The following is a 26,483-nucleotide window of genomic DNA, read 5'->3' as shown; positions in this document are numbered from 1 at the left end:
ATCCTTGATATTACGGTGGTTAAGACGTTTTTTCATTAGAAAAAAAACGAAAGATAAGTGTTATTAACACGTTTTGAGGGGAGAAACACCAGATCTTATATCTATTTTCCTGCAAAAAAAACCATGATTTAGCACGCAAACATTACTCTGTGTTGGGTGTTTTTTATGTTTTTTGGAGGATTTTTAAAGAAATTTGTCGAATGTTTGCAGTAACAAAATTCTTATAATATCGAATTAAGAATATAATTTATGACAAATATTGCAAAGAAATTGATGTTCTATTATTAGGTAAATCTGTGGTGATTTTATATGCCATACTAAAAAGATGGAAGAGCTGATCAACAGAGTAAAGATATGAAATTAACTGGCGTGTTTATCTAAAGGATCTGATACTAAATTATTAATTTAGTAAGTAGAACTAGGAAGATAGGGATTCCTAGGAAAACCATTATTTTTAAAATATAAAATTTCTTTATGTGTGATACTATCTAATTAATTACTCACATAATAGATTAGTGGATTAAAAGGATAAGCATTGTGATGGTAAAAATGAAAGGTGAAAAAAATGGATAAAAATAGAGAAATTATAGAAGAAAAAGACGAAAAAATTGCACAGTTAGAAAGACAATTAAGAGAATTAAATGAAGCACAACAACAAAGTGCTGCAACTATTGCGGTAGGTCAAAACTCAAGATATTTATCTCCACCGAAAGGAATATCTAAATCTTTCTTAAATTTTGGTAGATTGAAGAATATTTTAATCATTGCCATCATTATTTTTTTAACTCTAGTCATCGCTTTAGGAGGAATTCGGTTATTTGAGGGCAGTACCTCCAAACAAGAGTCTGTCACGTTTGTTGAACGTGTTCAAGAGCTAGCCACATTGGCAACAGCCCAAGCTCATATGAAAGAGGTTCTACACCAAGAGGATAATAAGAAGTTCTTGAATATTAATTTACCTGGAACAAAGCGAGAAGTTCTTTTAGTTGTACCTGCGACGGTTATTGCAGGAGTTGATTTGAAAGGGATTACTTCTAATGACATGGATATTAATGAAGAAACAAAAGAAATAGATATTACTCTTCCTCATGCAGAGATTATCCAGGAACCATCAGTACAGATGGATAAAATAGAAGCCTTGGACAAAAATGGGTTTTTCCGTGCTGATATTAAAATGGATGAGGGGTTTGAGTTGGCAGCTGAATCACAAGAGAAAATTCGTCAAGGAGCCATCTCTAGTGGTTTACTAGATACTGCAGAGAAAAATGCAGAAAAAGTGTTAAAGGAATTTTTTAAGAATGATGGTTATACGGTAAATGTCACGTTTAACTAATAGGAAGGCCTGTTCATATTACTTGGGACAGGCCTTTCCTTTACTAGGGGCTATAGATGTTTGTCAAATTCTACTTATTTTTGGACTCTTTTCTATTAGTGTGGGGGTACTAGATTTCAACTAAAGAAAATACCCGCCTCTTCTTAGTTTTTATATTGGTCACCAAGTAAGAATGTGTTTATCCTAGTTTAAGGGGTTGGACCTTCAACTCTAATCTAATAGCTGTCGCAAAGAAACCTATTTATTTGATATACTAGTGTTCTAAAAGATGGTAAATGGATAATAGGGTAAAATGTATATGTAATCTACTAATCATTGGAGTGATTTCATGTTAAGTAATTTATTTAAGAAGAAAACAGATCTTGACGAATTATCCTCTTCTAATGAAGTCGAAAAAGTTGAAATGGAAGAAGAACTAGTTCCTGATTTAAAAGATGAAGCAGAAAAACTAAATGCTGAAGATATAAAGCAACACGAGGAGCATTTCTCAGAGGAAAAGTTTTGGACTAAGGTTCAAAAGTTTTCTAAAAGAGCTGGAACTTCTTTAGTCTATGCCGTTTTATTACTTTATTACACACTTCAAAAGCCAGATGTACCATTAAAAGTAAAAGCAACCATTGTTGGGGCTTTAGGTTACTTTATTTTACCTCTAGATATTATACCCGACTTAGCAATTGGTGTAGGATATGCTGACGACTTAAGTGTTGTAATATTCGCTCTAGTTCAAGTTGCTTTTTATGTGGATGATGAAATTAAAATGCAAGCCAAAAATAAACTTAAAGATTTATTTGGTGAGAATGTAGATACAACGGAGATTGATAATAAACTAGGTAGATAATAATAATAATAAAGTCTGTTTCCAAGTTATAGGGAACAGACTTTATTTTCTTGGATTTATAGTAAGAAGTTTAACGTTTGGGGCACCTCTTTTTGTGCAAAAATAACAAAATCGTTCCATTTGGTATTTTGAAGTAACCACAACTCACACAAATCCCAAAGGAAGGAGCGGTTTTCTTATCTTAAAGCACAAAGTTTACGAAAACAGCCTTAGAAAAAACAGCCTTAAAAAAACAGACTTAAAAAGACCATACTCATCTACCTCACAAAAAAGGTGAAAAAAAGTATCAGTTTCAACTGGATTAAGATTAGTATCGACCGGGGGAGGTTAATTGTAAGGTATCACTCCTTTCTCAACGTACAACTTTAGGCATGTTATGCATACAATATGTAAAAAACAGAGGATGGATAACAATGCCTATTACGTTACCGATTAGTATTAAATCATTAAAAATTACCAGCGGACCGAAACAAACAGTTTTTTATCCAAAAGTGATGCAGATGACAAATCAGCAATTGCAAAGGCTAATTAATACTGCAATTGTATATGAAACTCACAAACTTATAAACGAGCAAGTAGGTAATATGCCAACAACAGTGAAGGAAATGCTAGGTTTCTATGAAATCAAAAATAATCAAAGGCAAGTATTGAGTTTAACATTTTCTAATTATACGTACCACGATCAAGCTGCTCATGGCATGACATATTTAAGATCATTAACCTTTGATCTGAAAAAAGGGAAACAGTGCCAACTCCGTGACTTATTTAAACCTGAAGTGGATTATATGAAAAAGCTTTCAGAGATAATTAAGATGCAAATGAAACAACGAGATATCCCACTGCTTCACGAATTCAATACGATCAAACCTAATCAAGATTTTTATATTGCCGATAAGACTCTTGTTATTTACTTTCAATTATACGAAATCACTCCATATGTTTTTGGTTTCCCAATTTTCCCTATTTCTTTCTATGACATTCAGGAACTAATTGATGAAAATGGTCCCCTTGGTCACATGGCTGTCAATGATTAACACACAGCGAAAATGATTACGTAGAATGTAGTTCAACATATCCTTAAAAATAGATAAATTCAGTTTTTATCCATTTTGGAAAAGTAGGTTTATGACAAAAACTCGACGAATTTAAGAAAATAAGTCTTATAAACTAAGTGATTGGGATAATCTTTGAAGGTTATTCCTTTTTTGGCTTGAACATTTATCGTAATATGTTATTTTGTATACAAAACAGAACTAATTCGGCGTGAAAAAGTAAATATTTTACAATTTGTGCAACCGTGAACAGAATAATCATTCAACTTTGGGCATTATTCATTCAACTTTGGTAATTAATCATTCAACTTATGCACCTATTCATTCAACTTTTCGGAATAAACGATCAAACGACAATTTTCGCCAAATTACACAGTCAAAAAGATGAAATAAACATGTAGGTCTAATCGAAAATTATATGCTCTTACTTCTATCTAAATGTGAAGATCTGGTACTATAATAGATAGAAGTATTGTAAAAAAACCAAGAATAAGGTGCTATAGATGAAAATATTACTTGTCGAGGATGATAAGACAATTGCAATGGGACTAGATTATTCATTAAAGCAGGAAGAGTATGAAACGGTTGTTTGCTACAATGTGGAAGAAGCAAAGAAGGTTATTAAAGAGCAATTAAATGAGTTGGATTTGTGCTTGTTTGATTTGTCTTTACCAGATGGAAGTGGCTACGAGTTATGTGAGTTAGTGAAGAAAGATTGTGATAAACCTGTTATTTTTTTAACTGCTTTGGATGATGAGGTGAATGTTGTGATGGGGCTTGATATGGGAGCGGATGATTATATTACAAAGCCTTTTCGTGTTCGTGAGTTACTTTCTAGAATCAAGTCTGTGCTACGCCGTTATCATAAGCAAACAACAACACAAGTGAAAAATATCATTGAAATCCAAACCATTCGTATCAATACCTTAGAAGGTAAAGTTTATAAAAATGGGGAAGAAGTGCTACTTACTGCGTTGGAGTATCGACTTTTATTGATTTTTGCTAATCATATTGGTCAGGTTCTCACAAGAACACAATTACTAGATCGAATTTGGGATGTTGCAGGTGATTTTGTGAATGATAATACATTAACAGTTTACATAAAAAGATTACGAGAAAAGCTAGAGGACGATCCTCAAAATCCATCATTGATAAAAACGATGCGTGGCATGGGCTACAAGGTGGGTGATTAGGTTGTTTCGAAACAAAGAAATCCAAGTTTTTCTACTGTGTTTACTATTCATTTCATTACTAGTAGCAGTAGCTTCTTTTTTCTTTATTTCCATAGAAGCAGCAGTTGTTGTTTTACTAACATCACTTTTGCTAATTTGTAGTTTTCTTTTTTTCACAAAATGGAGATACCGAGAAATTGAGAAGCTGTCGAGTTATTTACGTCGCATTTCGAGGGGTGACTATAGCTTGGATGTTCGGGATAATTATGAAGGTGAACTTAGTATTTTAAAAAGTGATATTTACAAGGTGACATTAATGCTATCAGAGCATCACTCTTTATTACAAGAAGATAAAGTAAAGCTAACGAATGCCATTTCAGATATCTCTCATCAACTGAAAACACCATTAACTTCGATGATGGTGATGGCTGATCTTTTAGGTGACGTGAAGCTTGATGAAATGAAACGACAGGAATTCACGAACAATATTCGAGTACAGCTAGAACGAATTGAGTGGCTTGTTACTTCTTTATTAAAGCTCTCAAAAATTGACGCTGGAACGGTTATGTTTAAAAAGGAACCTGTTTTGGTTTGCAAATTACTAGAGCGTGCGATTCAGCCTGTTTTAGTACCTATGGATATTAAGCAGCAAACTCTTAAAATGATTGGTGATAATGAAGTATCATTTATGGGTGATTTCAATTGGACAGCAGAAGCTATTATTAATATTTTGAAAAACTGTGTGGAGCATACACAAGACGGTGGAGAAATTTCAATATCATTTTCAGAAAATGCACTATTTACTGAATTGATCATCTCTGATAATGGTAAGGGAATAGTAAAAGAAGATATACCTTATATATTTAAACGATTTTATAAAGGCAAAAATGCAGCAGAAGATAGTGTCGGTATAGGTCTTGCAATGGCTCACAGTGTAATCAAAAGTCAGCAAGGTGATATTGAAGTTAAAAGCGATATCGGAAAAGGAACTCAATTTATTATTAAGTTTTATAAACAAATTATATAGTAGGATAACGAAACTGTCTTAGTTTTTACCCTAGATTTCTTAAAGTGACAAAAATGTCACCTAACTAGTCACTTTAATGTCATTTTAGGCAGATATACTAACTGTAGAATGAAAAACATGGAGGAATATATCGATGAATATTTTACAAATTGAAAATCTGTCTAAAGTATATGGCAAAGGTGAAACAGCGGTAAAAGCACTTGATAATGTGTCATTTTCAGTGAAAAAGGGAGAGTTTGTCGCGATTATAGGGCCATCAGGATCAGGGAAGTCAACTCTACTTCATCTGCTTGGAGGGGTTGATCGACCAACTAGCGGAAAGGTTCTAATTGATAATACAGATATATACAAGCTGAATGAAACTCAGCTTGCCATTTTCAGAAGAAGACAAATCGGACTTATTTATCAGTTTTACAATTTGATACCAATATTAACAGTGGAAGAGAATATTACCCTCCCAATGCTGCTTGATGAGCACAAGGTAGATCCAGAACAAATGAAAAACATTATAAGTTCCTTAGGTTTAGAAAATCGGACAAATCATTTACCAAATCAGCTTTCAGGTGGTCAGCAACAAAGAGTTTCAATCGGACGTGCTTTAATCAGTAATCCCGCCATTATGTTAGCAGATGAACCAACTGGAAATTTAGATAGTAAAAACAGTGATGAAATACTAGAACTTCTAAAAATGTTCAATAAAACATTTAACCAAACATTAATTGTGATTACTCATGATGAACGGATTGCCCTGCAAGCTGATCGCGTTATTTCAATTGAAGACGGAAGGGTTGCTAAGGATGAGGTGATTCGTCCATGAACATTATCAATAAATTAACAATACGACATCTTAAGGAAAATAAACGAAGAACACTTGTCACTATTATTGGTGTTATTATATCTGTTGCAATGATCACAGCCGTTGCTACTCTTGGTGTATCGTTTTTAAACTTAATGATTCGCGAAGATATCTCACAAAATGGTGAATGGCATGTTAATTATAAAAACGTGAATGCTGAGCAAATTGAAGCAATTGAACGTGATAAAGCAACCGAAAAGGTCATGTTAAGTAGAGACTTGGGTTATGCACACCTACCAAATTCTAAAAACCTAAATAAGCCCTATTTATTTGTAAAGGAATATGATCCAGCAGCATTTGAACAGTTTCCCATTGAGGTATCAGAAGGACGTTTACCGCAAGCTGAAAACGAAGTTGTCATTTCTGAGGAAATTGAAAATAATGCAGGTGTAAAGTATAAAATTGGTGATCAGCTTACACTTGATATAGGGAACCGCGTTGGTAACGGTGGAGAAGCGGGACTTGATCAAACGAATGGGTTGATTAAGAATGAGAATGGGATAGCGGAAGAACTCAAAATAACATCAACAAAAACCCTTACGATCGTTGGTACAATAAAACGTCCACCATGGGAATATTCATGGGCACCTGGCTACACAATTATAAGCTATATTGATAAGAGCTTAGTAAGCAATGCAAAAAAAGCAAATGCAATTGTTATGTTAAAGAAGGTTAAGGGTTCAATCTTTGAATCTACAAAAGAATTTGCTGAAAAACAGAACATAGAATCAATAGGGTATAATTCCGAATTACTTCGTTACTATGGAGTAACAAAAAACGATAATTTACGAGTGACATTATTCTCACTTTTAGGAATAATTATGATTGTTATTATTGTTGGTTCAGTTGCGTTAATTTATAATGCATTTGCAATTAGTGTGTCAGAACGTTCAAGACATTTAGGGATGCTTGCGAGTGTCGGTGCTACTAAAAAACAAAAGCGAAATTCTGTGTTTTTTGAAGGGGTTATTATTGGTGCTATAAGTATTCCTATTGGCCTTCTATCAGGCATTGGTGGAATAGCTGTTACATTCTCCTTTATTAACTCTTATCTACAAGGAGCACTAAATGTATCTGAAAAATTAGAGGTAATTGTCACACCTGGTTCGATTATGGTTGCATGTGTGGTTTCCGTTGTAACTATTTTTATCTCAACCTTTTATCCAGCAAAAAAAGCTTCAAAGGTGTCAGCAATTGATGCTCTTCGTCAAACACAGGATATAAAACTAACAGGTAAAGCAGTGAAAACGTCAAGATTTGTACGCAAATTATTCGGTATCGAAGCTGAAATAGGCCTTAAAAACTTAAAAAGAAACAAGCGAAGATATCAAGCAACCGTTTTTTCTTTGGTTATTAGCATTGTCCTATTTTTGGCTGTATCATTTTTCACAGAAAATATTAAGAAATCACTAGAGCTTTCTCAAGGTGATATTACCTCTGATATCCAAGTCTATGGCTATGGATCAGAAAATGGTTTAAAGGAGCTAGAACCACTAACAAAGGTTGATTATGTAACAGAATCGGTAATGGCTAATGAAGTACTTGTAAATGCAATGGTTGATTTAGATTTCGCTTCAAACGAAATCCTTGAACTAGTGAAAGAGGATGATTCAGCTCTTATTGATGGGAAATATCCTTATTTCGCATCAATATATGGATTGGAAAAAGACAGTTTTCGAGAATACGCAACTAGTATTGGCGTAGATAGTGAGAAATTAGAGCAATCTAAACAAAACAGTGCCATTATTATTGAAGAGATAAAATACGAAGACGCTGAATCTGGTAAGGTTATTGAAACAAAAACAATTAATGCTGATATCGGTCAAAAGCTAGATATATATGCTATAAATTATGAAGACACGGAAGATCGGGAGTTTTTAAATAGTGTTGAAATTGCTGCGTTAACGAATCAAGCTCCAATCGGAATACAGAAAGCTAGTTTAGGTGGAATTACTATTATTGTCCAACAAGAAACTTTGAACAAACTTGTTGGTTCAAATAAACAGACACTTAGTGAAATGCAACCAATTTTGTTTATGAATTCCTCTGATCCGCTGGGAACTCAAAAAGTATTGGATGAAATGAATTTGGCTAATGTGGATATTTTTAATGTACATGAAAGAAGACAAGAACAAGAACAAATGGTCCTTCTGTTGTCAGTCTTCACATACGGATTTATTACGTTGATTTCGTTAATTTCAATTGCGAATATCTTTAATACCATTTCAACAAGCATATCCCTACGTAAACGTGAGTTTGCTATGCTTCGTTCAGTAGGTATGACACCAAAGGGCTTTAACAAAATGATTAATTACGAAAGTATATTTTATGGAATAAAGTCTTTAACCTATGGACTTCCAATTAGCTTTATTATCATGTATTTAATGTATTTAGGATTAAAACAAACCTTCGAATATGGCTTTGTTGTGCCATGGCTGAGTGTAGCTTTCTCAATCGTGATTATATTCATTATCGTTGGACTCGCGATGTTTTACTCTATTCAAAAAATCAAAAAAGACAATATTATTGATGGATTGAAGCAGGAGAGTGTTTGATGGGAAAGAGTCAGCGTTTCTATTAGGAATATTGAAAAGGTACCTACCTCTGGATATTGAGGATAGGTACCTTTTTTAGGTGGGAAATCTGATAATACTACGTCCACTATCCTGTTCAAAATTCTTACCGAAGTCCCTCAAATAATTGCTTGACACAAGTGTTGCGTAAGTTGTTTAACTGTATCTATTATTAATAATCTTGATTAATAATGATTAAAAAACAAGAAAAGTAAAAAACATCTCATCATCACTGTCATAAATTGTTTATAACGAACATAAAAATGTTTGTAAATAACATTCACACGAAAGAAAGAAGAGATCGTATGACAAATCAGACAAATTTAAATTCTAGACAAGAGCAAATATATACTTTTTTAATAAGAGAAGGAGAGTTAAAAGTCAACGACCTTACTGAGAAATTTGGAGTTGTTGAGATGACGATTAGACGAGATCTTGAAAAGATGGAAAAAATGGGGATTGTTAAAAGAACATTTGGAGGTGCTATCCCTGTTGATCCAGATATCGGTCTCGCAAAACGTGAAAATCTTTATATGGAAGCTAAAAACAAAATAGGAGAAAAAGCTGCTCAATATATAAAGTCTGGTGATGCCATTTTTATCGACGCGGGTACCACTACTCCGAATCTACTAAAATATATACCTCGCAATTGGAATTTAGTAATTGCGACAAATGCCGTAAATGTTGCAACAAGCATTCAAGGAGCTAATATTGAAACGATTTTATTAGGTGGTGTTCTACGTCAATCTACTATGTCACTCGTAGGACCAATAACTGAGCACCAATTAGATAATTTATCTTTTGAAAAAGCTTTTTTTTCATCATCTGGTTTAACACTAGAAAATGGCTTTAGTAATTCAAATGTCTATGAAGTTCAAATTAAACAAAAAGCAATGAAACAATCCAAGGAAGTTACTTTCTTGGTTGATCATAGTAAATTTGATGTGCAATTTCTTCATAAGATTACTAATTTTGAAGGAGTTGATCGTATCATTACCGATAAAAAACCAGGAAATGAGTATTGTGATTTAATAACAGCACTAGGAATTGATTTAGTTGTATGTGACGAAGATTAATTGTTCTTTCGGTTTTTATATAATGTAAGCGTTATCTTAGGGTACTTATTTATATATGTCTATTATTTTATGACTTTAGTAGATCTCAAATAAAAACTTTTAATTAATGCTTTTCTTTATAAAGGTAACAAGAAATCGATAATCGGTTAAATGTAAGCGTTTTATAAAAGGGGCTTAGCCGATGAACTACAGACTATATAAATGATATTAAGTCACATTAGTGATTTATTATAAATTTTTATAAAAAAGGGAGAGGTCAAGAGCATGAAAAAATTTATTGTGTTGCTTCTTACATTAGTGTTAACAATTGGATTAGTTGCTTGTAGTAACTCAGAATCAGGCGGCGGTAAAGGGAATGGGGAATCTGAGGGCTATAAATTTGGCTATACTTCGATGACACAAAACAACCCATTTTTTCAAATATTAGAAGAATCCATTAGAAAAGATGTAGAAGCTAATGGTGATGAGTTAATTACAACTAATCCAGCAATGGATGTATCACTTCAAATTAATCAAATTGAAGATATGATTGCTCAAGACATTGATGCTATATTTTTAAATCCAGTAGATTGGGAAGGTATTAGACCTGCTTTACAAATGTTAGAAGAGGCAGGTATCCCAATCATCAATTACGATACAGAAGTAAAAGACTTTGATTATGTAACTGCTTATGTTGGATCTGATAACAAAAATGCGGGTAGGGTAGCAGGCGAAGATTTAGTGAAAAGGTTTCCTGACGGTGGACCAATTGCTGTTCTTGATAGTCCAACAATGAATTCTGTTAATGATCGTATTGAAGGCTTTATGGAAGCAATTGAAGGAAAGGGTTTTGAAATTGTTGCACAACAAGATGCAAAAGGTGATTTGGAGACAGCTTTAGGAATAACTGAAGATATTCTTCAAGCACACCCGGATATTATTGCGGTAATGGGTGGTAATGACCCAACAGCTTTAGGTGCATTGGCAGCTGCAAAAGCAAATAACATTACTGACCTAGCAATTTATGGTGTTGACGGATCTCCAAGCGCAAAAGCTGAAATTGCTACAGGTGGAATGTTCGTTGGAACTGGTGCTCAATCACCAATCAATATTGGTAAGAAATCAGTTGAAGTTGCTTATAAAGTGTTAAAAGATGAAGATTTTGAAAAAAGAACACCTGTTGAAACATTTTTAATTAATGAAGAAAACGTAGAGGAATATGGCACAGAAGGTTGGCAATAAATAGATAAATTAGGGTAGCTTGCTTATTATTAAGCAAGCTATCTATTAATAGAAGAGGTGAATTTAGTGAGTACTCGGCTATTAGAAATGAACAAAATCACAAAGAAATTCCCTGGTGTTCATGCTCTAAAAAGCGTTGATTTTGAATTAATTGCAGGAGAGGTTCACGCCCTTTTAGGGGAAAATGGAGCTGGTAAATCTACTTTAATGAAGGTGCTTGGTGGTATTCACCAACTTAATGAGGGCAAAATAAGAATCAATGGAATAGAAACAGAAATTAATAATGTGAAAGATGCTCAAAAGAATGGGATTAGTATCATTCATCAAGAAATTGTCTTAGTACCCTATTTATCAATCGCTGAAAATATTTACCTAGGTCGCGAGCCGCTGCTCAAATCTGGTTTTATAGATTTTGACACGATGCTGGAGAACTCCAAAAGGTTCTTAGATGATTTTGATCTCAACATAGATCCACAAACTCCGATAGGAAAATTAACGGTTGCTCAGCAACAAATGATCGAAATAATAAAAGCAGTATCCTTTGATTCGAAAATCATAATCATGGATGAACCAACATCTTCACTTACAGACAAAGAAGTAGATTTCCTCTTTAAGACGATTCGAAACCTAAAAGCAAAAGGTGTAGGAATGGTTTACATTTCTCATAGGATGAATGAACTTTTCAAAATCACTGACAGAATTACAGTAATGAGAGATGGAGAGTATATTGGCACAGTCGTTACAAAGGAAACTAGTAACGATCATCTTATTTCAATGATGGTTGGTCGTGAGTTAACTAGCTTTTACAATCGCACTTATATCGAGAAATCTGAGCAAAGTGTTTTAAAAGTAGTTAATTTAAAAAGAAAAGGCGTTTTGGAAGACATAAACTTTGAGCTCAAGAAAGGAGAAATATTAGGTTTCTCTGGTCTAATGGGTGCTGGACGTTCTGAACTTATGAAATGCCTGTTTGGTATTGACATATTCCATGAAGGAACAGTGTTTATAAACGGACAAAAAATAATGATAAAAAACCCTAATGATGCTATTAATAATGGGCTTGCATATGTTCCAGAAAATAGAAAAGAACAAGGTTTATTTTTAGGTAAGCCAGTTGATTACAACATAACGATTAAGATACTAGATAAATTTATGAAGTTTTTTAGAGTTGATCATCACTATGAAGATGAGCAAGTACACAATTATATTAATGAATTATCAATCAAAACCCCTAATGCTAGTCAAAAGGTGGGAAATCTAAGTGGTGGTAACCAGCAAAAAGTACTCATATCAAGATGGTTAGCAACAAAGCCTAAAATTCTTATTCTAGATGAACCAACTAGAGGTGTTGACGTCGGGGCTAAGGCAGAAATTTACTCCATAATGAATCGGCTTATTCTTGAGGGAGTTTCTATTATAATGATTTCTTCTGAGTTGCCTGAAATTATTAATTTAAGTGATCGGGTTGCTGTTATGAGTAATGGGAGAATTAGCAAAATACTCAATAAAGATGAAATCAGTCAAGAAAAAATAATGTATTACGCAACAGGGGGGAGTTAAAGTGTCTGAATTAAATTATGAAACAAAAAAAGATGGCATGTTATTAAAAATAGGTCATGCTACTACTAAATATGTCAAAGAAAATATGGGGATTTTAATCGGATTAATGGTCTTATGTATTGTTATTTCACTTATTAATCCAGATTTTCTTTCTACAAATAACTTGATGAACGTGTTAAGACAAGTATCGACGAACATGTACTTAGCGATAGCCATGACAATGGTTATTATATTGGGTGGAATAGATTTATCGGTTGGCTCGATTATAGCGGTCACTGGAGTTGTTACAACAATGTTGATTGCCCTTGCAGGATTTCCTGTATGGCTAGCTGTCATTGCCGGGTTACTGGTAGGGATGATATTTGGTGCCTTTAATGGGTATGTTGTTGCAACAACAATCATTCCTCCATTTATTGTCACTCTAGCAACCATGAATATAGCAAGGGGTGCAGCATACGTATTATCTGACGGAAAGCCAATTCGAGTAATGTCAGATTCTTTTAATTCGATTGGCTCTGGATATGTTGGTGATCTTGTACCACTTCCTGTTATTTATTTGATTGTATTTGTTCTGATTGCTTACTTAATTATGAACAAAACAAAGCTAGGAAGATATATGTATGCAGTTGGAGGAAACAGTGAAGCTGCGAAATATGCAGGTATTAACATTAAGAAAATTAAGCTTTTCGCTTATACATTTAGTGGGTTAATGGCAGGTGTCGCTGGTGTTGTATTATCTTCACGTATGTTTTCAGGTCAGCCAACTGCTGGTAATATGGCTGAATTAGATGCTATCGCAGCAGTCGTTTTGGGTGGAACAAGTATGACAGGTGGATCTGGTAGAATCGGGGGAACAATCATCGGCGCTTTAATTATTGGTGTACTAAGTAATGGCTTGAACCTTATGGGTGTAAGCTCATTTTGGCAATACGTTGTAAAAGGTGTCGTTATTTTAGTAGCTGTATATGCTGATGTTGTCAAAAAGAAAAGAGACCAAATCAGTGCCCTTGCTTAATATATGTTATGTGAAATTATGTAAATGAAATGAGCATAGTTAAAGAAGGTGATTTTTTTGACCAAAGGTATAGCAATAGCAGGAACGATTGCAGTCGATGAAATTAAAGTAATTGATCAGTACCCACAAAAGTCAGAGCTTACAACAATAAAAAGTGTACAAAAATCAATTGGTGGAGCTGTTTCAAATTGCTCTGTAGGCTTAGCAAAAATCGATGAATCACTTGTTGTAGAAGCAATTGCCCTACTTGGTGATGACGAAAGAGGTCATTTTTTATACGACCGTCTATCAAAATATAAAAATATAAGGTTAGAGCATATGAAGTTTACTGGTGAAACACCTTTCACTGATGTTATTCAAGATTTGAGTGATAAAACGAGAACATTCTTTACTTTTAAAGGAAATTCCACTTTATTTAATGAACATTCCTTTGAGTTAACAAAGCTAAATGCGCGGATCTTGCACGTGGCATATATTTTACTATTAGATGCTCTTGATCAACAGGATTCAGAATATGGAACAAAAATGGCAAAACTCTTGAAAAAAGCACAAGATTTGGGAATTAAAACGTCTATTGATATTGTTAGTGAAAACAATAATCGCTACGAAAATATAGTTCCTCCAAGTCTAAAATATACAAACTATTGTGTCATTAATGAGTACGAAGCTGGAAAAACTGCTGGTATCGAATTAAGAGATAAAGGTGGTAATTTACTAGCTAGTAGAATAAAGCAAGTGTTATTTAAGCTAAAAGATTTCGGTGTTCAAGATTGGGTTGTGATTCATACACCAGAAGGAAGCTTTGGTTATGACGGAAGTACTCTACATAGTGTTCCGTCACTTAAGCTTGAAAAAGAAAGCATTAAAGGTACGGTAGGTGCAGGTGATGCCTATTTGTCCGGGTTATTATATGGAGCATATAAAGAGCTTAGTTTACTAGATTCTATGAAGATTGCAACTGCAGCTGCAGCATCATCTTTATTTGAAGAAGATAGTACATCTGGAATAAAAAGTTTTCCAGAATTAATTACACTTTACAACAGCTATCCGAAAAGAGATGAAACATTCATTTAAGGGGGAGATAGTGTGTTAGTTACGTTAAAAGAAAATTTAATAAACGCTGAGAAGGGGAATTTTGCAATTGGGCAGTTTAATGCACCAACACTAGAATCTGCAAGAGCCGCAATAGAGGCTGCCGAAGAATTAAATGCACCAGTCATTTTAGCCCATGCAGAGGTACATGAAGAAATAGTACCAATTGATATTATAGGTCCAGTAATGGTAGCTATGGCAAAAAAAGCGAGTGTTCCTGTTACAGTTCATCTTGATCATGGCACAAGCTTTGAAATGATACAAAAAGCGATCGATATTGGCTTTTCTTCCGTCATGATTGATGCTTCTCATATGGATTATGAAGAGAATATCGAGATGGTGCAAAAAGTTGTAAAATATGCCCACGAACGCAATGTTTCAGTCGAAGCCGAGCTTGGTATGATGACATCTTCAGGTTTAGGGGGAGAAGAGACCATTACAGGAAATCAAGAAGCATCTGAAGATTTGTATACAGACCCAATCATCGCAAAAGATTTTGTAAAAAGAACGGATATAGACGCATTAGCCGCTTCGTTTGGAACCGTTCATGGAATTTATAGAAGTGAACCAAATTTAGACTTTGATCGATTAGAAGCCATTCATGAAAATATTGAAAGACCAGTTGTCATGCATGGGGGATCAGGTTTAAGTAATGACGATTATATTAGAACAATAAATGCTGGTGTTCGAAAAATTAATTACTATAGCTATGCTGCACAAGCTGGGGCACTAGCTGTAAAAGAATATATTAAAAACAATGACCCTATTTTTTATCATGACTTAACTGTAGAAGCAAAGAATGCGATAAAAGAAAATTATAAGCGAGCGATTTGTGTTTTCTTAAATAAAAATAAATAGGAAGGGAGATTTTGAAGTGAAATTAGAAGATTATTTCAAAATAAAAGATAAGGCTTTAACGTATTTCGAGAAAGCTGATATTGTGTTAACAGAAAAAGAGAAGCGAAATCTCGAAGTTGCAGACTTTGGTCTTGGAAAAGTTGAAGAAACAGGACTACAGCTTATCACATATGTTAATACGGAAAAAGTATGTGCGAAAGAATTGGTCTTACTCCCGGGACAAACTTGTCCAGAACATAAGCACCCAAAAAGGTCGTTTGACAATGGCAAAGAAGAAACCTTTAGATGTCGATATGGAAAAGTATATCTCTATGTTGAAGGAGAAGAAACAAAAGACAGGGGAGCCAATCCGCCTAGAGGAGATGAAGCTTATTATACAGCGTTTAAGGAGATTGTATTACATCCCGGCGAACAGTATACAATCTATCCGAATACACTACACTGGTTTCAAGCAGGAAGTGAAGGAAGCGTCGTATCTGAATTTTCAACAACAAGTACCGATGAAGAAGATATTTTTACAGATCCAAGGATCAAGAGAATACCAAGTATAGAATAAAATGATTTAATCTTTCCGGCGATAGTGGGCTTATTTAACTTTATCGCAGCCACCTTTTTAGGAGAACCTTAGCTATTGTGAGGCTGTTTTGGTGTTGTAGCACCAAACAGTCTTTTTAGTTTATGCTTTTCTACCAAAGATTCTATATTTGAAAAGTAATGAAAGGAAATACCTAATCATATTTTATTAAGTCCTCGTATCGAAAGCCACTGATAATTAAAGGGAAAAACATGTTCGAAATAGAAATAATTATATAGATAGAAAAGCAACCCATTTAGAAAGAGTGATTATAATCATGCCATTGGAAATTGTGCGCAACGATCTTACAAAGATGAAGGTAGATGCAATTGTAAATGCTGCAAATACAGATTTAACAAGTGGTGGAGGTGTTTGTGGAGCTATTTTTCAAGCAGCCGGTGTTAATGAGCTGAAGCGTGCATGTGATGAAATTGGTGGATGCCAGGTAGGACAAGCTGTCATTACAGATGGCTTTAATTTGTTTGCAAAATATATCATTCATACACCAGGTCCAATATGGAAGGATGGCGCTCATCATGAAGCTGTCCTATTGCAGAATTCATACGATCATTCACTTGAACTAGCTAAAAAATATAAATGTGAGACAGTAGCTTTTCCACTCATTTCGACAGGTATTTATGGTTATCCCAAAGAAGAGGCATTACAAATTGCAGTTTCTACCATTAGCAAATTTTTATTACAACATGACATGCTTGTTTATCTTGTTGTGTTTGATAAAGAGGCATTTGGTTTAAGTAAAAAACTAGTGACATCTATTAATGAATACATAGATGAATATTATGTTGAGGAATTAGAGATCCAATATAATCGACGACTTAAACAATTTTCAATGGAACAATTGCAGGAGTCAAAAAGTATTTCGGATGATTATGTTGAAAAACAAATTGAGCCAATACTAGAAAATAGTTTAGTAGATTTATTGGAGGAACTTGATGAATCATTTTCAGAACGTCTGCTTCGTCTTATTGATGAAAGAGGAATGACAGATGTTGATACCTATAAAAGGGCGAATATTGATCGACGTTTGTTTTCAAAAATACGAAATACGCCTGACTATTCACCTAAAAAGAAAACAGCTATCGCCTTAGCTATAGCTTTAGAAATGACTAAAGAAGAAACAAATGAATTGCTTTCGGCTGCTGGGTATACGTTGTCACGAAGTAGTAAATTTGATGTGATCATTGAATTCTTTATTGAACACGGCAAGTACGATATTCACGAAATAAATGAGGCTCTCTTTTTATATGATCAACCTTTACTAGGTGCTTAAAATGTCGCTTTCTATGCGACCTTTTCTTTTTCAATTCTTGGTATTCTACATTTAAGAAAAGTAAAGTGTAGGAGATGACAAGAATGAAGAAAGATGTAACGGAAATCGTCTTTATTTTAGACAAAAGCGGATCAATGGCAGGACTTGAATCAGATACAATTGGTGGCATGAATTCGATGTTAAACAAGCAAAAAAAAGCTGAGGGAGAAGCTTTTGTCACAACTGTATTATTCAACCATCATATTGAAATCGTACATGACCGAATCAACGTAAGAGGTATTTCTCCAATGACAGAAAATGATTATGAAGTTGGAGGAACAACTGCATTATTAGATGCAATCGGTTTTACTATCCAAAAAATTGTAAATGTACAAAAACATACAAAAGAAGATGAAAGAGCGAATAAGGTACTATTCGTCATTACAACTGATGGAATGGAAAATGCCAGTCGTGAATTCACGCCTGAAAAGATTAAGAAACTGATACAACACCAAAAAGAGAGATATGAATGGGACTTTATCTTTTTAGGAGCGAATATTGATGCGGTCGCGACTGCTGCTACGTTTGGAATTGATGAAGACTTTGCAGTAGAGTATCATGCTGACAACATTGGCACACAATTAAATTATGAAACAGTTAGCGAAGCCGTCGTAAAGCTAAGAAGTGGAAAAAAAATTGATCGAAGCTGGAAAAAGGGGATTGAACGTGATTATAACCACCGATCATGAAAGAAGTAATCTGTATTCTATAGTAAGTCTTCTAAAATGCTGAATTGTGGATAAACAAACAAAATGTAAGCCCAAAGAACGTCTAAACCTTTGATTGGTATTAGACGTTTTTAAATTTCAAACGGTCAATAATTAGTTTGCTAATAATTGTAATTGCTAAAAGACTGACAAACGAAAGAATAGAATTCCAGTTTTTTTCTATGTAAATCTCAGCCAACTTCATAAGTGGTAATGCAATAAACGAAACGAGCCCCGCAAAAATAATGATAGAGACTAAAAAAGATTTCCATGGTTCATACCTTGCGTATAAGACACCAAAACCAATAGGGATTATAATAAGATTTGCTGGTAACATTGTTGGTATAATAGGCTCTAATTGAATTCGATAATCATACCAATCTAGGGCTGTAGCAACATCGTCTAAATTTTTATTGATTATATACACAATACCTATAAAGGCAACAGTTGAAAGTGCTTTCTCTTTCTTTACAAAGACAATTAATAAGATAACGAACACAAAACAAATTACAACTAACATCCACCACTGCCAGGTAAATAATGTATGCTCTCTCCATAGCTCTATTCTCAAATCAGTTAACTGGTTACTAAGCTTATCAATTTCTTTTCCTAAATTGTCCATAAAATACACCACCTACTAGTAGAATGTTCATAAGAAATAAATTTATGTGAATAAAGAAGCAAATTTATATATTTAGTAATTAATTTAAATGTATGAAAGCTTTAATCCTCCTTATAAATAGAACCGTAATTATAATGTTAACTGATTTTACTTATACTATAAGAAAAGAACCTAGGAGTGGATCTGTCTTGATGACAAAAGAGCAAGGAGAGAGACTAGAGGAAATTCTGAATTTACAAGAGAAAATTGTTTCCTTGTGGTTAGAATATTGGAAGGATTACTCGCATATTGGAACAGGTCAATTCTGGGTCATTATACTAATTCTAATTGTACCTCTTGTTACTATTTATTTTAAGATCGATAGAACGAAGGTTTTCCATATCGGATTTTATGGATTTAACATACACACTTGGTTCACATATTCAGATGCCATTGCAATGAGGACAGGGTATGTATATTATCCATTTCAGGCTATACCTATTATGCCAGTTAATTTTGCTCTTGATGCTTCTCTTGTTCCAGTCACCTTTATGCTGGTCTATCAATGGTGTATTAACAACGATAAAAATGTATTTCTCTATGGGATATTAACAAGCGCTTTTTTCTCTTTTTTATTCAAACCCGTTATGGTCGCATGGGATTTAATTCAATTAGATAATGGAATGAACTACTTTTATCTTTTTCTTAATTATCTGGCCATCTTAATTATGGCAATTACAATAACTAAGGTTTTTATTTATTTAAAACACCATCCTAGAAATAAATAGTTTATCTTACCTAAGAAGATTCATCAAATAAGGATGATATCAATTATTTTATATGCAAAATGACTTGGACTAATTAGTTTTAGTGTCTTAATTGCTCCTGATATAAAAAATTGCTGTGTATAGAGCTAAAGCAGATGTTAGATTGAACCTTAGTCTGAATAGAACTCTAAAATTTTCACAGGTAGAAAGAAACTCTAAATAAGAAAAAATACGTCAGCTACATACTAGTTAAATTTCTATAATTGAAAATTTCACACTTTACTTTACAACTCACGCTATTCAGTGATACTATATACCAGTAGTAAGTAACACTGAATATATGTAGTACAAACTACTGAAAAAGATAATAAATTAGAATTGAGTGATTAATGTGGAAAATATTACAGAAATGCTGAAAGGTGTACTTGAGGGGTGTGTACTTGAGATTATCAGCCGTGGTGAAACTTATGGTTATGAAATTACACAAAAGCTGCGAGAACTTGGCTTTAGTGATGTGGTTGAAGGTACAGTTTATACGATTACCCTAAGATTAGAAAAAAACAATCTGGTCAACATCGAGAAAAAGAAATCCACTGTAGGACCACCGAGAAAATTTTATACACTTAATGCTGCAGGGAAAGAACAACTTGAGATTTTTTGGGCTAAATGGAACTTCGTCTCAAGCAAACTAAACGAATTAAAATCAAAATAAAGCTTTTAGGAATGGAACTGCAAAGACTTAATTTAAAGGAGGAAACGACAATGAACTTTCTTGATAAAATAACTGGCAACGATATGAAGAGAGAAATGAAAGAATTTGAAGCAAGAGCAAAAGTCTTACCATCTGAATATCAGGCTGCTTGGAAAGAGATCACAAGCAATCTATGGATGTATAGTGATTTCACAGGTCGTAATTTGATACCGATACTTGACAGTGCACTTGAACTGCTTGAAGTGACATCAGCAGACGGCCAAAGTGTCGAAGAAGTACTAGGGAATGATATCAAAGGTTTCTGTGCAGCACTTGTTGGTGATGAAGGCGCAAAATCTTATAGAGATAAATGGCGAAACCAGCTTAATAAGAACATAGCACGAAAATTGGGAGGGGATCTAAAATGAGTATCAAAAAAATCATTGAAGGTAAAAAAGAATGGAGAGCCCATGTTTCACGTGTTAAAGCACTTCCACAAGATTACCAAATTGTTTATAAAGAAATCCAAAAATATCTCTATAAAGTTGGACCAGTTGAATTACACGAAGGAATCGGACCGCTCTCAGAAATTCTTAGCTTCTTTGAAGAAGGAGTAGCTGCTGGGAAAGGTGTGCTTGAAGTGACAGGAACAGATGTTGCTGCATTTTGTGATGATTTAATTCAAGGTTCAAAAACTTACGCCGATCTCTATCAAGAATCGATTAAAAATTAGAACAAACTAATTAAAAAACGTCTAAAACCCATTAGGGATTTAGACGTTTTTGAACATATAGGGAACGTACTAAGAAATAAATATAGCATTATATAAAAAAAGACCTTTTTATAGATAATAACCAGATTATGGATCTAACATTACTATAGAATTGCTTTCATATTTATTTTCTTACTAAGGTTGTCTAAGTCTGTTTTTGCTTTTTGGTAATCTACTGAAATATGGACCATAAAGTTAATAACATCATCATACTCTCCGCGTTTACGAAGTTCATAGAAAACAATCGGCATTTCGTGTTTGATTATTGTAATAAATGATGATAAACAAAGTTCAGAATTGCTATTGCTATTATTCATTCTTAGAAACTGTTTTAAAAAACTTACGAAATAAAACGTTGACTCCTTGTTATCTGCGTATTTAGTTATCAATTGATTGAACTTTTTTATTGCTAAATGAATTTCAGTATTATTGCTCATCTTTATCTCCCCTCCATTAAAATAAAAGGGGCTACCAGTAATATAAAAACTTTGGCAACCCGACTGTCATAGTACTGTGACTTTAGACTCGTAGCTTTGCGTCCTTACCTTTCAGTAAGTTTGCCTTTATCATCTATATGTAGATTTTAAAGACTTTTGTACTATATTTCAACAAATTTCTACAAAGTGTAAGATGGAATTATGAGAATCACTGTATTTTTGGATAAATAGTATGGATTCAAAAAGAAATAATGTTTTAGTTAATGTTCTAGTTCCACACCTTCTAGTAAACTAACTATATAATCTTAAAAAAAACAAGTTAAATAACTACTTACTTATTATAGTTAGCACTCGTTAACTGATTCAACCTTTCGATCAATTTTTCCAAATCAGTAAAGCTATAAGCACCAATTTTACTCTGTTTGCATATCTAGTGAAGCTGCATTGTCTTCGAATAAATGTTCTTTAAAAAACTTCTTTTTCTCCACCATACTAATTCATACCTTTTTCTTCTGAGCTTTTAACTAAAACTTTACGTTTCTAACAACCATCCATGACTCCTATAGGGCATAATGGATAAGAATTCAATATTTAATTATAGTAGCAAGCTTAAAAATTTTTATGAAAGTTTAAGCCAAAACACAATCTAATTTGTCTAATAGATATACGAAATAAAAGGAAAGAGGCTAAAATCTGATGATTAGGTTAGTTCACAAAGCCCAAAAGGGTAATAATAAAGCTTTTTTAAAGCTTTTTCAGCAGTATGAAGAAGATATTTATCGAATGGCCTTTGTTTATGTGAAGAATGAGAGTGATGCATTGGATGTTGTTCAGGAAGTGGCCTACAGATCGTTTAAAAAAATCAACACCTTGAAAAATCCAGAGTATGTTAAAACATGGTTAATCAGAATTGCTATTACTTGTTCACTTGATCTTATTAGAAAGAATAAGAAAGTGGTTCACTTAAAGCAAGAGTACCGAGATAATTTTGGATCAGAGGAAGAAGATATCCCGCTTTCGATTACATTGCAAGATCTACTGAATCAGTTGAATGAGCATGAAAGAAGTATTGTTATGCTCAAGTATTATGAAGGTTATTCATTTTCTGAAATAGCAGAGCTTGTTGACATGCCACTAGGTTCGGTGAAATCGGTTTTATATCGTGCACTTGCTAAACTTCGAAATGAATTCAAGGAGGCTGACTTTTATGAGTAATATCAAGAGTGAGATAGAGAAAATCAACATTCCGAGAGAGTTACATGAACGATCAAAGCTCGGTGTAAAAAAAGCAAAGCAAGAGAAAACAGGTAATAAAAGCAGCATCATAAAACGATCACTAACAACAGCAGCATGCATCATAGGAATAGTAGGACTTTCTTTTTCCCCTGTAGGAGCGGCTGTAAAAGAGGCTTATGATAAAATTTTTGAAAGTGAAAAAATCGATGATCCTGGTCTAAAAGCTGTTCTAAAAGATGGACATGGTCAAGCTCTTTCTCAAACATACTTTGATAAAAAAAATGATATTACTGTTCATTTTGAAAATGTCATAACAGATAGCTCAGAAACAAAGCTATTAGTCACCTTTGAAAGTGAAACAACAAATTTAAAAAACTACGCGATTGACCTTTTCGAAGGTGACAGTAAAATGTATGTCGTTACAGCAAATGGTGAAAGAAAAGAACTAGATAATATCGGATGGGGAAGCAGACACTATGATAAAAAAGAAAACAAAGTGAGTACGGCATTATCCATTGATTCGATAAAGAAATACGAAAACCAACAGATTTCTTTAGAAATCGAAAACATCACCATTTGGAGTGATACTGGAAGAGATAAGTTAGAAACCGTTTGGCCAGTGTCTTTTACACTTGATAAATCTTATATTTCAAATGTGGAAACAGTAGTCTTAAATAAAGAATTTTCGTACGATAACGAAACATACAAAATTGAGCAGGTTGAGTATTCTGAACTAGAAACAAGATTAGTTATTTCTGGTAGTGACATGATCTATATTGATGAATTTGGTGAAGAGTTCCAAACGAAGAGTAAACTCGAGCTTCAATTTTTAAATGCAAGAAAAATTAATCCAGGCTCTGGGTATACGGTTGCGGAAGGAAAATCAGGGGTGTTCTTACGTGAATCGAGTAAAAAAATCGATCCAAACTTTAGTAAGGGAGAAGTAGACAGCGAGCTTGGAAAATTTCTCATGATCTTTGCACCAGTGAAGGATCGATCAAATGTCGTGCTTGAAATTGGAGAAGAGTTGAAGATTCCATTATCAAAATAGAAGTAAAAAATTATATCTATATGGTAAGCGTTATCCAATTAGAAAAGGGGATAACGCTTATTCGATTTTACTCCTTTTGTCTTTACTTACTTCACAAAACAATTCTTTCTAGTAAAAATGACACACCTCTAATACTTGATACCTATATCCAACATAGTAAATAACTCCTCTCTTTATATAAAACCAAATTTCACGTTGTAATCAACTGGAAATATATGATAATAATGGAGTGTTAAAGGAAATCGAAAGGGGTCACACTCATGCGTTCATGGTTAAATTACGCCCTTATATTTACTCTGATCTTTACAGGAGGATGTAGTATGAAAAAAGAAGTGGATCGGGAGGAATTACCAAATACAGCTGCGTTTCAGGATGAATTTACTCGTAGTTTGTTAGATTCACCTGAGGAAGTGGAAGATGGCTATTATTTATATAAATCAAAAACTGGTGGATATTCTATGCTTTGGCCTAAAAATGCTGTAACAGATGGCCCGCCATTTTATCAAAAAACAAAAGATAGTTTTGAGAAGATTATTTTCTATGACAGAAACGAAGATGAGAATTATAGATACTCTTTTAGTACAACATATTCAACTTACGGTGAAAGTATAATTGATTCCAGTCTTGGCATCTTGAGTGATTCAGTTGGTTATGATGGAGAATATGAAAAAATAGAAACAGAAAAAACTCGTATATACTATGCGAAGTCTGAAGAACCATTAGAACATTCAACCGCCTATCTTTATTTTTGTTATATTCTTTCGAAAGAAAGTCAGGAAGGTTTAGAATATGTATTTACAGCCCAATGTCTTGATAAGTCAAAGACTAATTGTGATATTAATATTAAAAAAGAAGAGGAAAAAGCATTACATTATATGAAAAAAGTAAAATTCAATATCGATGAATAGAGGTGAAAAAATAGGTTATGAGCAACTACAGAATACTTCAATTCTAAAAGTAAGAATAATATTACCTTCTTGTAAAAAGGACACACCTCTAATACTTAATAACTATATCCAACATTGTAAATAACTCCCCTCTTTATAGAAAACCAAATTTCACGTTGTAATCAACTGAATATATAAGAATAATGGAGTGTTAAAGGAAATCGAAAGGGGTCACACGAATGCGTTCATGGTTAATTTATGCCCTTATATGTACTCTGATCTTTACAGGAGGATGTAGTATGAAAAAAGAAGTGGATCGGGAAGAATTACCACATACAGCCGCGTTTCAGGATGAGTTTACTCGTAGTTTGTTAGATTCACCTGAGGAAGTGGAAGATGGATATTATTTATTTAAATCAAAAACAGGTGGATATTCTATGCTTTGGCCTAAAAATGCGGTAACAGATGGCCCGCCATTTTATCAAAAAACAAAAGATAGTTTTGAAAAGATTATTTTCTATGACAGAAAAGAAGAGGAGAATTATAGATACTCTTTTAGTACAACATATTCTACTTATGGTGAAAGTATAATTGATTCCAGTCTTGGCATCTTGAGTGATTCAGTTGGTTATGATGGAGAATATGAAAAAATAGAAACAGAAAAAACTCGTATATACTATGCGAAATCTCAAGATTCTTTTGAAGGTTCAACAACTCATTTCTTTTTTGGTTATATTACTTCGAAAGAAACTCAGAAAGGATTAGAATATGTATTTTCGGCAGAATGTATAGATAGCTCTTCGTCTAATTGTAATATTGATTTTAATAAAGAAGAAAAAAAGGCTTTACATTATATGAAAACAGTAAAATTCTATAAAGATGAATAGAGGTACAATAATGAGTAATGAGGAACTACTAAATACTTCAATTCTTAAAGCAAGAAAAATAATATTCTTCTATTAAAAAGGACACACCTCTAATACTTAATAACTATATCCAACATAGTAAATAACTCCTCTCTTTATAAAAAACCAAATATCACATTGTAATCGAATGGAAATATATGATAATAATGGAGTGTTAAAGGAAATCGAAAGGGGTCAAACGAATGCGTTCATGGTTAATTTATGCCCTTATATGTACTCTGATCTTTACAGGAGGATGTAGTATGAAAAAAGAAGTGGATTCAAAAGAAATACCAAATACAGCCGCGTTTCAGGATGAGTTTACTCGTAGTTTGTTAGATTCACCTGAGGAAGTGGAAGATGGATATTATTTATATAAATCAAAAACTGGTGGATATTCCATGCTTTGGCCTAAAAATGCGGTAACAGATGGCCCGCCGTTTTATCAAAAAACAAAAGATAGTTTTGAAAAGATTATTTTTTATGAAAGTAACGAAGATGAAAATTATAGATACTCTTTTAGTACAACATATTCTACTTATGGTGAAAGTATAATTGATTCCAGTCTTGGCATTTTGAGTGATTCCGTTAGTTACGATGGAGAATATGAAAAAATAGAAACAGAAAAAACTCGTATATACTATGCAAAGTCTCAAGAAAAATTAAAACATTCAACATCTTATCGTTTCTTTGGATTTATTACCTCAAAAGATAATAAGAAAGGGTTAGAATATGTATTTTCAGCTCGGTGCTTGGATGAGTCTAAGTCTACCTGTGATATAGATGTTGCAAGTGAAGAAGAGAAGGCTTTAAATAATATGAAAACAATAGTATTCAATAAAGATGAATAGA

Annotated in this window: 27 protein-coding genes and 1 riboswitch; of the genes, 25 read left to right on the top strand and 2 right to left on the bottom strand. The window is 33.4% G+C overall.

The features are described 5' to 3' along the window. The first annotated feature begins 565 nt into the window (after positions 1–565). From FS935_RS00340 to FS935_RS00265, 16 genes are all read left to right on the top strand, one after another. The gene (locus tag FS935_RS00340) at positions 566–1,333 is read left to right on the top strand and encodes a DUF4230 domain-containing protein (RefSeq protein ID WP_240050766.1); all 768 of its coding nucleotides are present in this window, start codon (positions 566–568) and stop codon (positions 1,331–1,333) included. Positions 1,334–1,661: 328 nt separating this feature from the next. After that, the gene (locus FS935_RS00335; RefSeq protein ID WP_146945554.1) at positions 1,662–2,171 is read left to right on the top strand and encodes a YkvA family protein; all 510 of its coding nucleotides are present in this window, start codon (positions 1,662–1,664) and stop codon (positions 2,169–2,171) included. Positions 2,172–2,584: 413 nt separating this feature from the next. Beyond that, the gene (locus tag FS935_RS00330) at positions 2,585–3,205 is read left to right on the top strand and encodes a DUF3298 and DUF4163 domain-containing protein (protein WP_146945553.1); all 621 of its coding nucleotides are present in this window, start codon (positions 2,585–2,587) and stop codon (positions 3,203–3,205) included. Positions 3,206–3,726: 521 nt separating this feature from the next. Continuing rightward, on the top strand, positions 3,727–4,416 hold the full coding sequence (locus tag FS935_RS00325) for a response regulator transcription factor (RefSeq protein WP_146945552.1): 690 nt from the start codon (positions 3,727–3,729) through the stop codon (positions 4,414–4,416). Between the two features lies 1 nt (position 4,417). After that, positions 4,418–5,422 (top strand): sensor histidine kinase, encoded by a 1,005-nt coding sequence (locus FS935_RS00320; RefSeq protein ID WP_146945551.1) that lies wholly within the window; start codon positions 4,418–4,420, stop codon positions 5,420–5,422. Positions 5,423–5,555: 133 nt separating this feature from the next. Beyond that, complete coding sequence (locus tag FS935_RS00315; protein WP_146945550.1) at positions 5,556–6,239, top strand: ABC transporter ATP-binding protein; 684 nt, start codon at positions 5,556–5,558, stop codon at positions 6,237–6,239. Beyond that, positions 6,236–8,833 (top strand): ABC transporter permease, encoded by a 2,598-nt coding sequence (locus FS935_RS00310; RefSeq protein ID WP_146945549.1) that lies wholly within the window; start codon positions 6,236–6,238, stop codon positions 8,831–8,833. Before FS935_RS00315 ends, FS935_RS00310 begins: the two co-directional genes overlap by 4 nt. A gap of 323 nt (positions 8,834–9,156) precedes the next feature. After that, entirely contained in the window at positions 9,157–9,927 is a 771-nt protein-coding gene (locus FS935_RS00305) for a DeoR/GlpR family DNA-binding transcription regulator (RefSeq protein WP_158638471.1), read from the top strand. Positions 9,928–10,191: 264 nt separating this feature from the next. Beyond that, on the top strand, positions 10,192–11,148 hold the full coding sequence (locus tag FS935_RS00300; RefSeq protein ID WP_146945547.1) for a sugar ABC transporter substrate-binding protein: 957 nt from the start codon (positions 10,192–10,194) through the stop codon (positions 11,146–11,148). Between the two features lie 66 nt (positions 11,149–11,214). Next, positions 11,215–12,708 (top strand): sugar ABC transporter ATP-binding protein, encoded by a 1,494-nt coding sequence (locus tag FS935_RS00295; protein WP_205124297.1) that lies wholly within the window; start codon positions 11,215–11,217, stop codon positions 12,706–12,708. Position 12,709: 1 nt separating this feature from the next. After that, positions 12,710–13,723 (top strand): ABC transporter permease, encoded by a 1,014-nt coding sequence (locus tag FS935_RS00290; RefSeq protein WP_205124296.1) that lies wholly within the window; start codon positions 12,710–12,712, stop codon positions 13,721–13,723. A gap of 48 nt (positions 13,724–13,771) precedes the next feature. Further along, entirely contained in the window at positions 13,772–14,797 is a 1,026-nt protein-coding gene (locus FS935_RS00285) for a carbohydrate kinase family protein (RefSeq protein WP_240050765.1), read from the top strand. Positions 14,798–14,809: 12 nt separating this feature from the next. Next, positions 14,810–15,673 (top strand): class II fructose-bisphosphate aldolase, encoded by an 864-nt coding sequence (locus FS935_RS00280; protein WP_146945545.1) that lies wholly within the window; start codon positions 14,810–14,812, stop codon positions 15,671–15,673. Between the two features lie 16 nt (positions 15,674–15,689). Next, a complete protein-coding gene (locus tag FS935_RS00275; protein WP_146945544.1) occupies positions 15,690–16,229 on the top strand; it encodes a D-lyxose/D-mannose family sugar isomerase in 540 nt (179 codons plus the stop codon). A 295-nt stretch (positions 16,230–16,524) separates the two neighbouring features. Then, complete coding sequence (locus FS935_RS00270; RefSeq protein WP_146945543.1) at positions 16,525–17,538, top strand: macro domain-containing protein; 1,014 nt, start codon at positions 16,525–16,527, stop codon at positions 17,536–17,538. A gap of 83 nt (positions 17,539–17,621) precedes the next feature. Next, positions 17,622–18,266 (top strand): vWA domain-containing protein, encoded by a 645-nt coding sequence (locus FS935_RS00265; protein WP_146945542.1) that lies wholly within the window; start codon positions 17,622–17,624, stop codon positions 18,264–18,266. 100 nt (positions 18,267–18,366) lie between these two features. Here FS935_RS00265 and FS935_RS00260 read toward each other — a convergent pair whose 3' ends face one another. After that, on the bottom strand, positions 18,367–18,906 hold the full coding sequence (locus FS935_RS00260) for a CBO0543 family protein (protein WP_146945541.1): 540 nt from the start codon (positions 18,904–18,906) through the stop codon (positions 18,367–18,369). A 191-nt stretch (positions 18,907–19,097) separates the two neighbouring features. Here FS935_RS00260 and FS935_RS00255 point away from each other — a divergent pair, with 191 nt between their 5' ends. The 4 genes from FS935_RS00255 to FS935_RS00240 all read left to right on the top strand — a co-directional run bounded on the left by FS935_RS00255 (position 19,098) and on the right by FS935_RS00240 (position 21,076). Further along, entirely contained in the window at positions 19,098–19,673 is a 576-nt protein-coding gene (locus FS935_RS00255) for a hypothetical protein (RefSeq protein ID WP_146945540.1), read from the top strand. A 370-nt stretch (positions 19,674–20,043) separates the two neighbouring features. Next, positions 20,044–20,364 (top strand): PadR family transcriptional regulator, encoded by a 321-nt coding sequence (locus FS935_RS00250; protein ID WP_146945539.1) that lies wholly within the window; start codon positions 20,044–20,046, stop codon positions 20,362–20,364. Positions 20,365–20,414: 50 nt separating this feature from the next. Beyond that, positions 20,415–20,771 carry a DUF1048 domain-containing protein gene (locus FS935_RS00245; RefSeq protein ID WP_146946293.1) on the top strand — a complete coding sequence of 119 codons (357 nt, stop codon included), beginning with the start codon at positions 20,415–20,417 and terminating at the stop codon, positions 20,769–20,771. Further along, the gene (locus tag FS935_RS00240) at positions 20,768–21,076 is read left to right on the top strand and encodes a DUF1048 domain-containing protein (RefSeq protein WP_146945538.1); all 309 of its coding nucleotides are present in this window, start codon (positions 20,768–20,770) and stop codon (positions 21,074–21,076) included. Before FS935_RS00245 ends, FS935_RS00240 begins: the two co-directional genes overlap by 4 nt. Before the next feature lie 143 nt (positions 21,077–21,219). Here FS935_RS00240 and FS935_RS00235 read toward each other — a convergent pair whose 3' ends face one another. Further along, the gene (locus FS935_RS00235) at positions 21,220–21,552 is read right to left on the bottom strand and encodes a hypothetical protein (protein ID WP_146945537.1); all 333 of its coding nucleotides are present in this window, start codon (positions 21,550–21,552) and stop codon (positions 21,220–21,222) included. Between the two features lie 50 nt (positions 21,553–21,602). Beyond that, a riboswitch (cyclic di-GMP riboswitch) is annotated at positions 21,603–21,687 on the bottom strand. Between the two features lie 561 nt (positions 21,688–22,248). Here FS935_RS00235 and FS935_RS00230 point away from each other — a divergent pair. The 5 genes from FS935_RS00230 (at position 22,249) to FS935_RS00210 (ending at position 26,482) form a co-directional block, all read left to right on the top strand. Continuing rightward, entirely contained in the window at positions 22,249–22,767 is a 519-nt protein-coding gene (locus tag FS935_RS00230; RefSeq protein WP_146945536.1) for a sigma-70 family RNA polymerase sigma factor, read from the top strand. Continuing rightward, entirely contained in the window at positions 22,760–23,839 is a 1,080-nt protein-coding gene (locus FS935_RS00225; RefSeq protein ID WP_146945535.1) for a DUF4179 domain-containing protein, read from the top strand. Before FS935_RS00230 ends, FS935_RS00225 begins: the two co-directional genes overlap by 8 nt. A 320-nt stretch (positions 23,840–24,159) precedes the next feature. Then, positions 24,160–24,747, top strand: a complete 588-nt coding sequence (locus FS935_RS00220; RefSeq protein ID WP_146945534.1) for a YvcA-related protein — start codon at positions 24,160–24,162, stop codon at positions 24,745–24,747. Between the two features lie 278 nt (positions 24,748–25,025). Next, entirely contained in the window at positions 25,026–25,613 is a 588-nt protein-coding gene (locus tag FS935_RS00215; RefSeq protein WP_146945533.1) for a YvcA-related protein, read from the top strand. Positions 25,614–25,894: 281 nt separating this feature from the next. Further along, positions 25,895–26,482, top strand: coding sequence for a YvcA-related protein (locus FS935_RS00210; protein WP_146945532.1), 588 nt, complete (start codon positions 25,895–25,897; stop codon positions 26,480–26,482). Position 26,483 lies beyond the last annotated feature (1 nt).

This window comes from Metabacillus litoralis (assembly GCF_007994985.1).
Classification (GTDB): Bacteria; Bacillota; Bacilli; order Bacillales; family Bacillaceae; genus Metabacillus; species Metabacillus litoralis.
The sequence above is the reverse complement of the archived record's forward strand: the minus strand, read 5'-3'. Positions and strand labels throughout refer to the sequence as shown.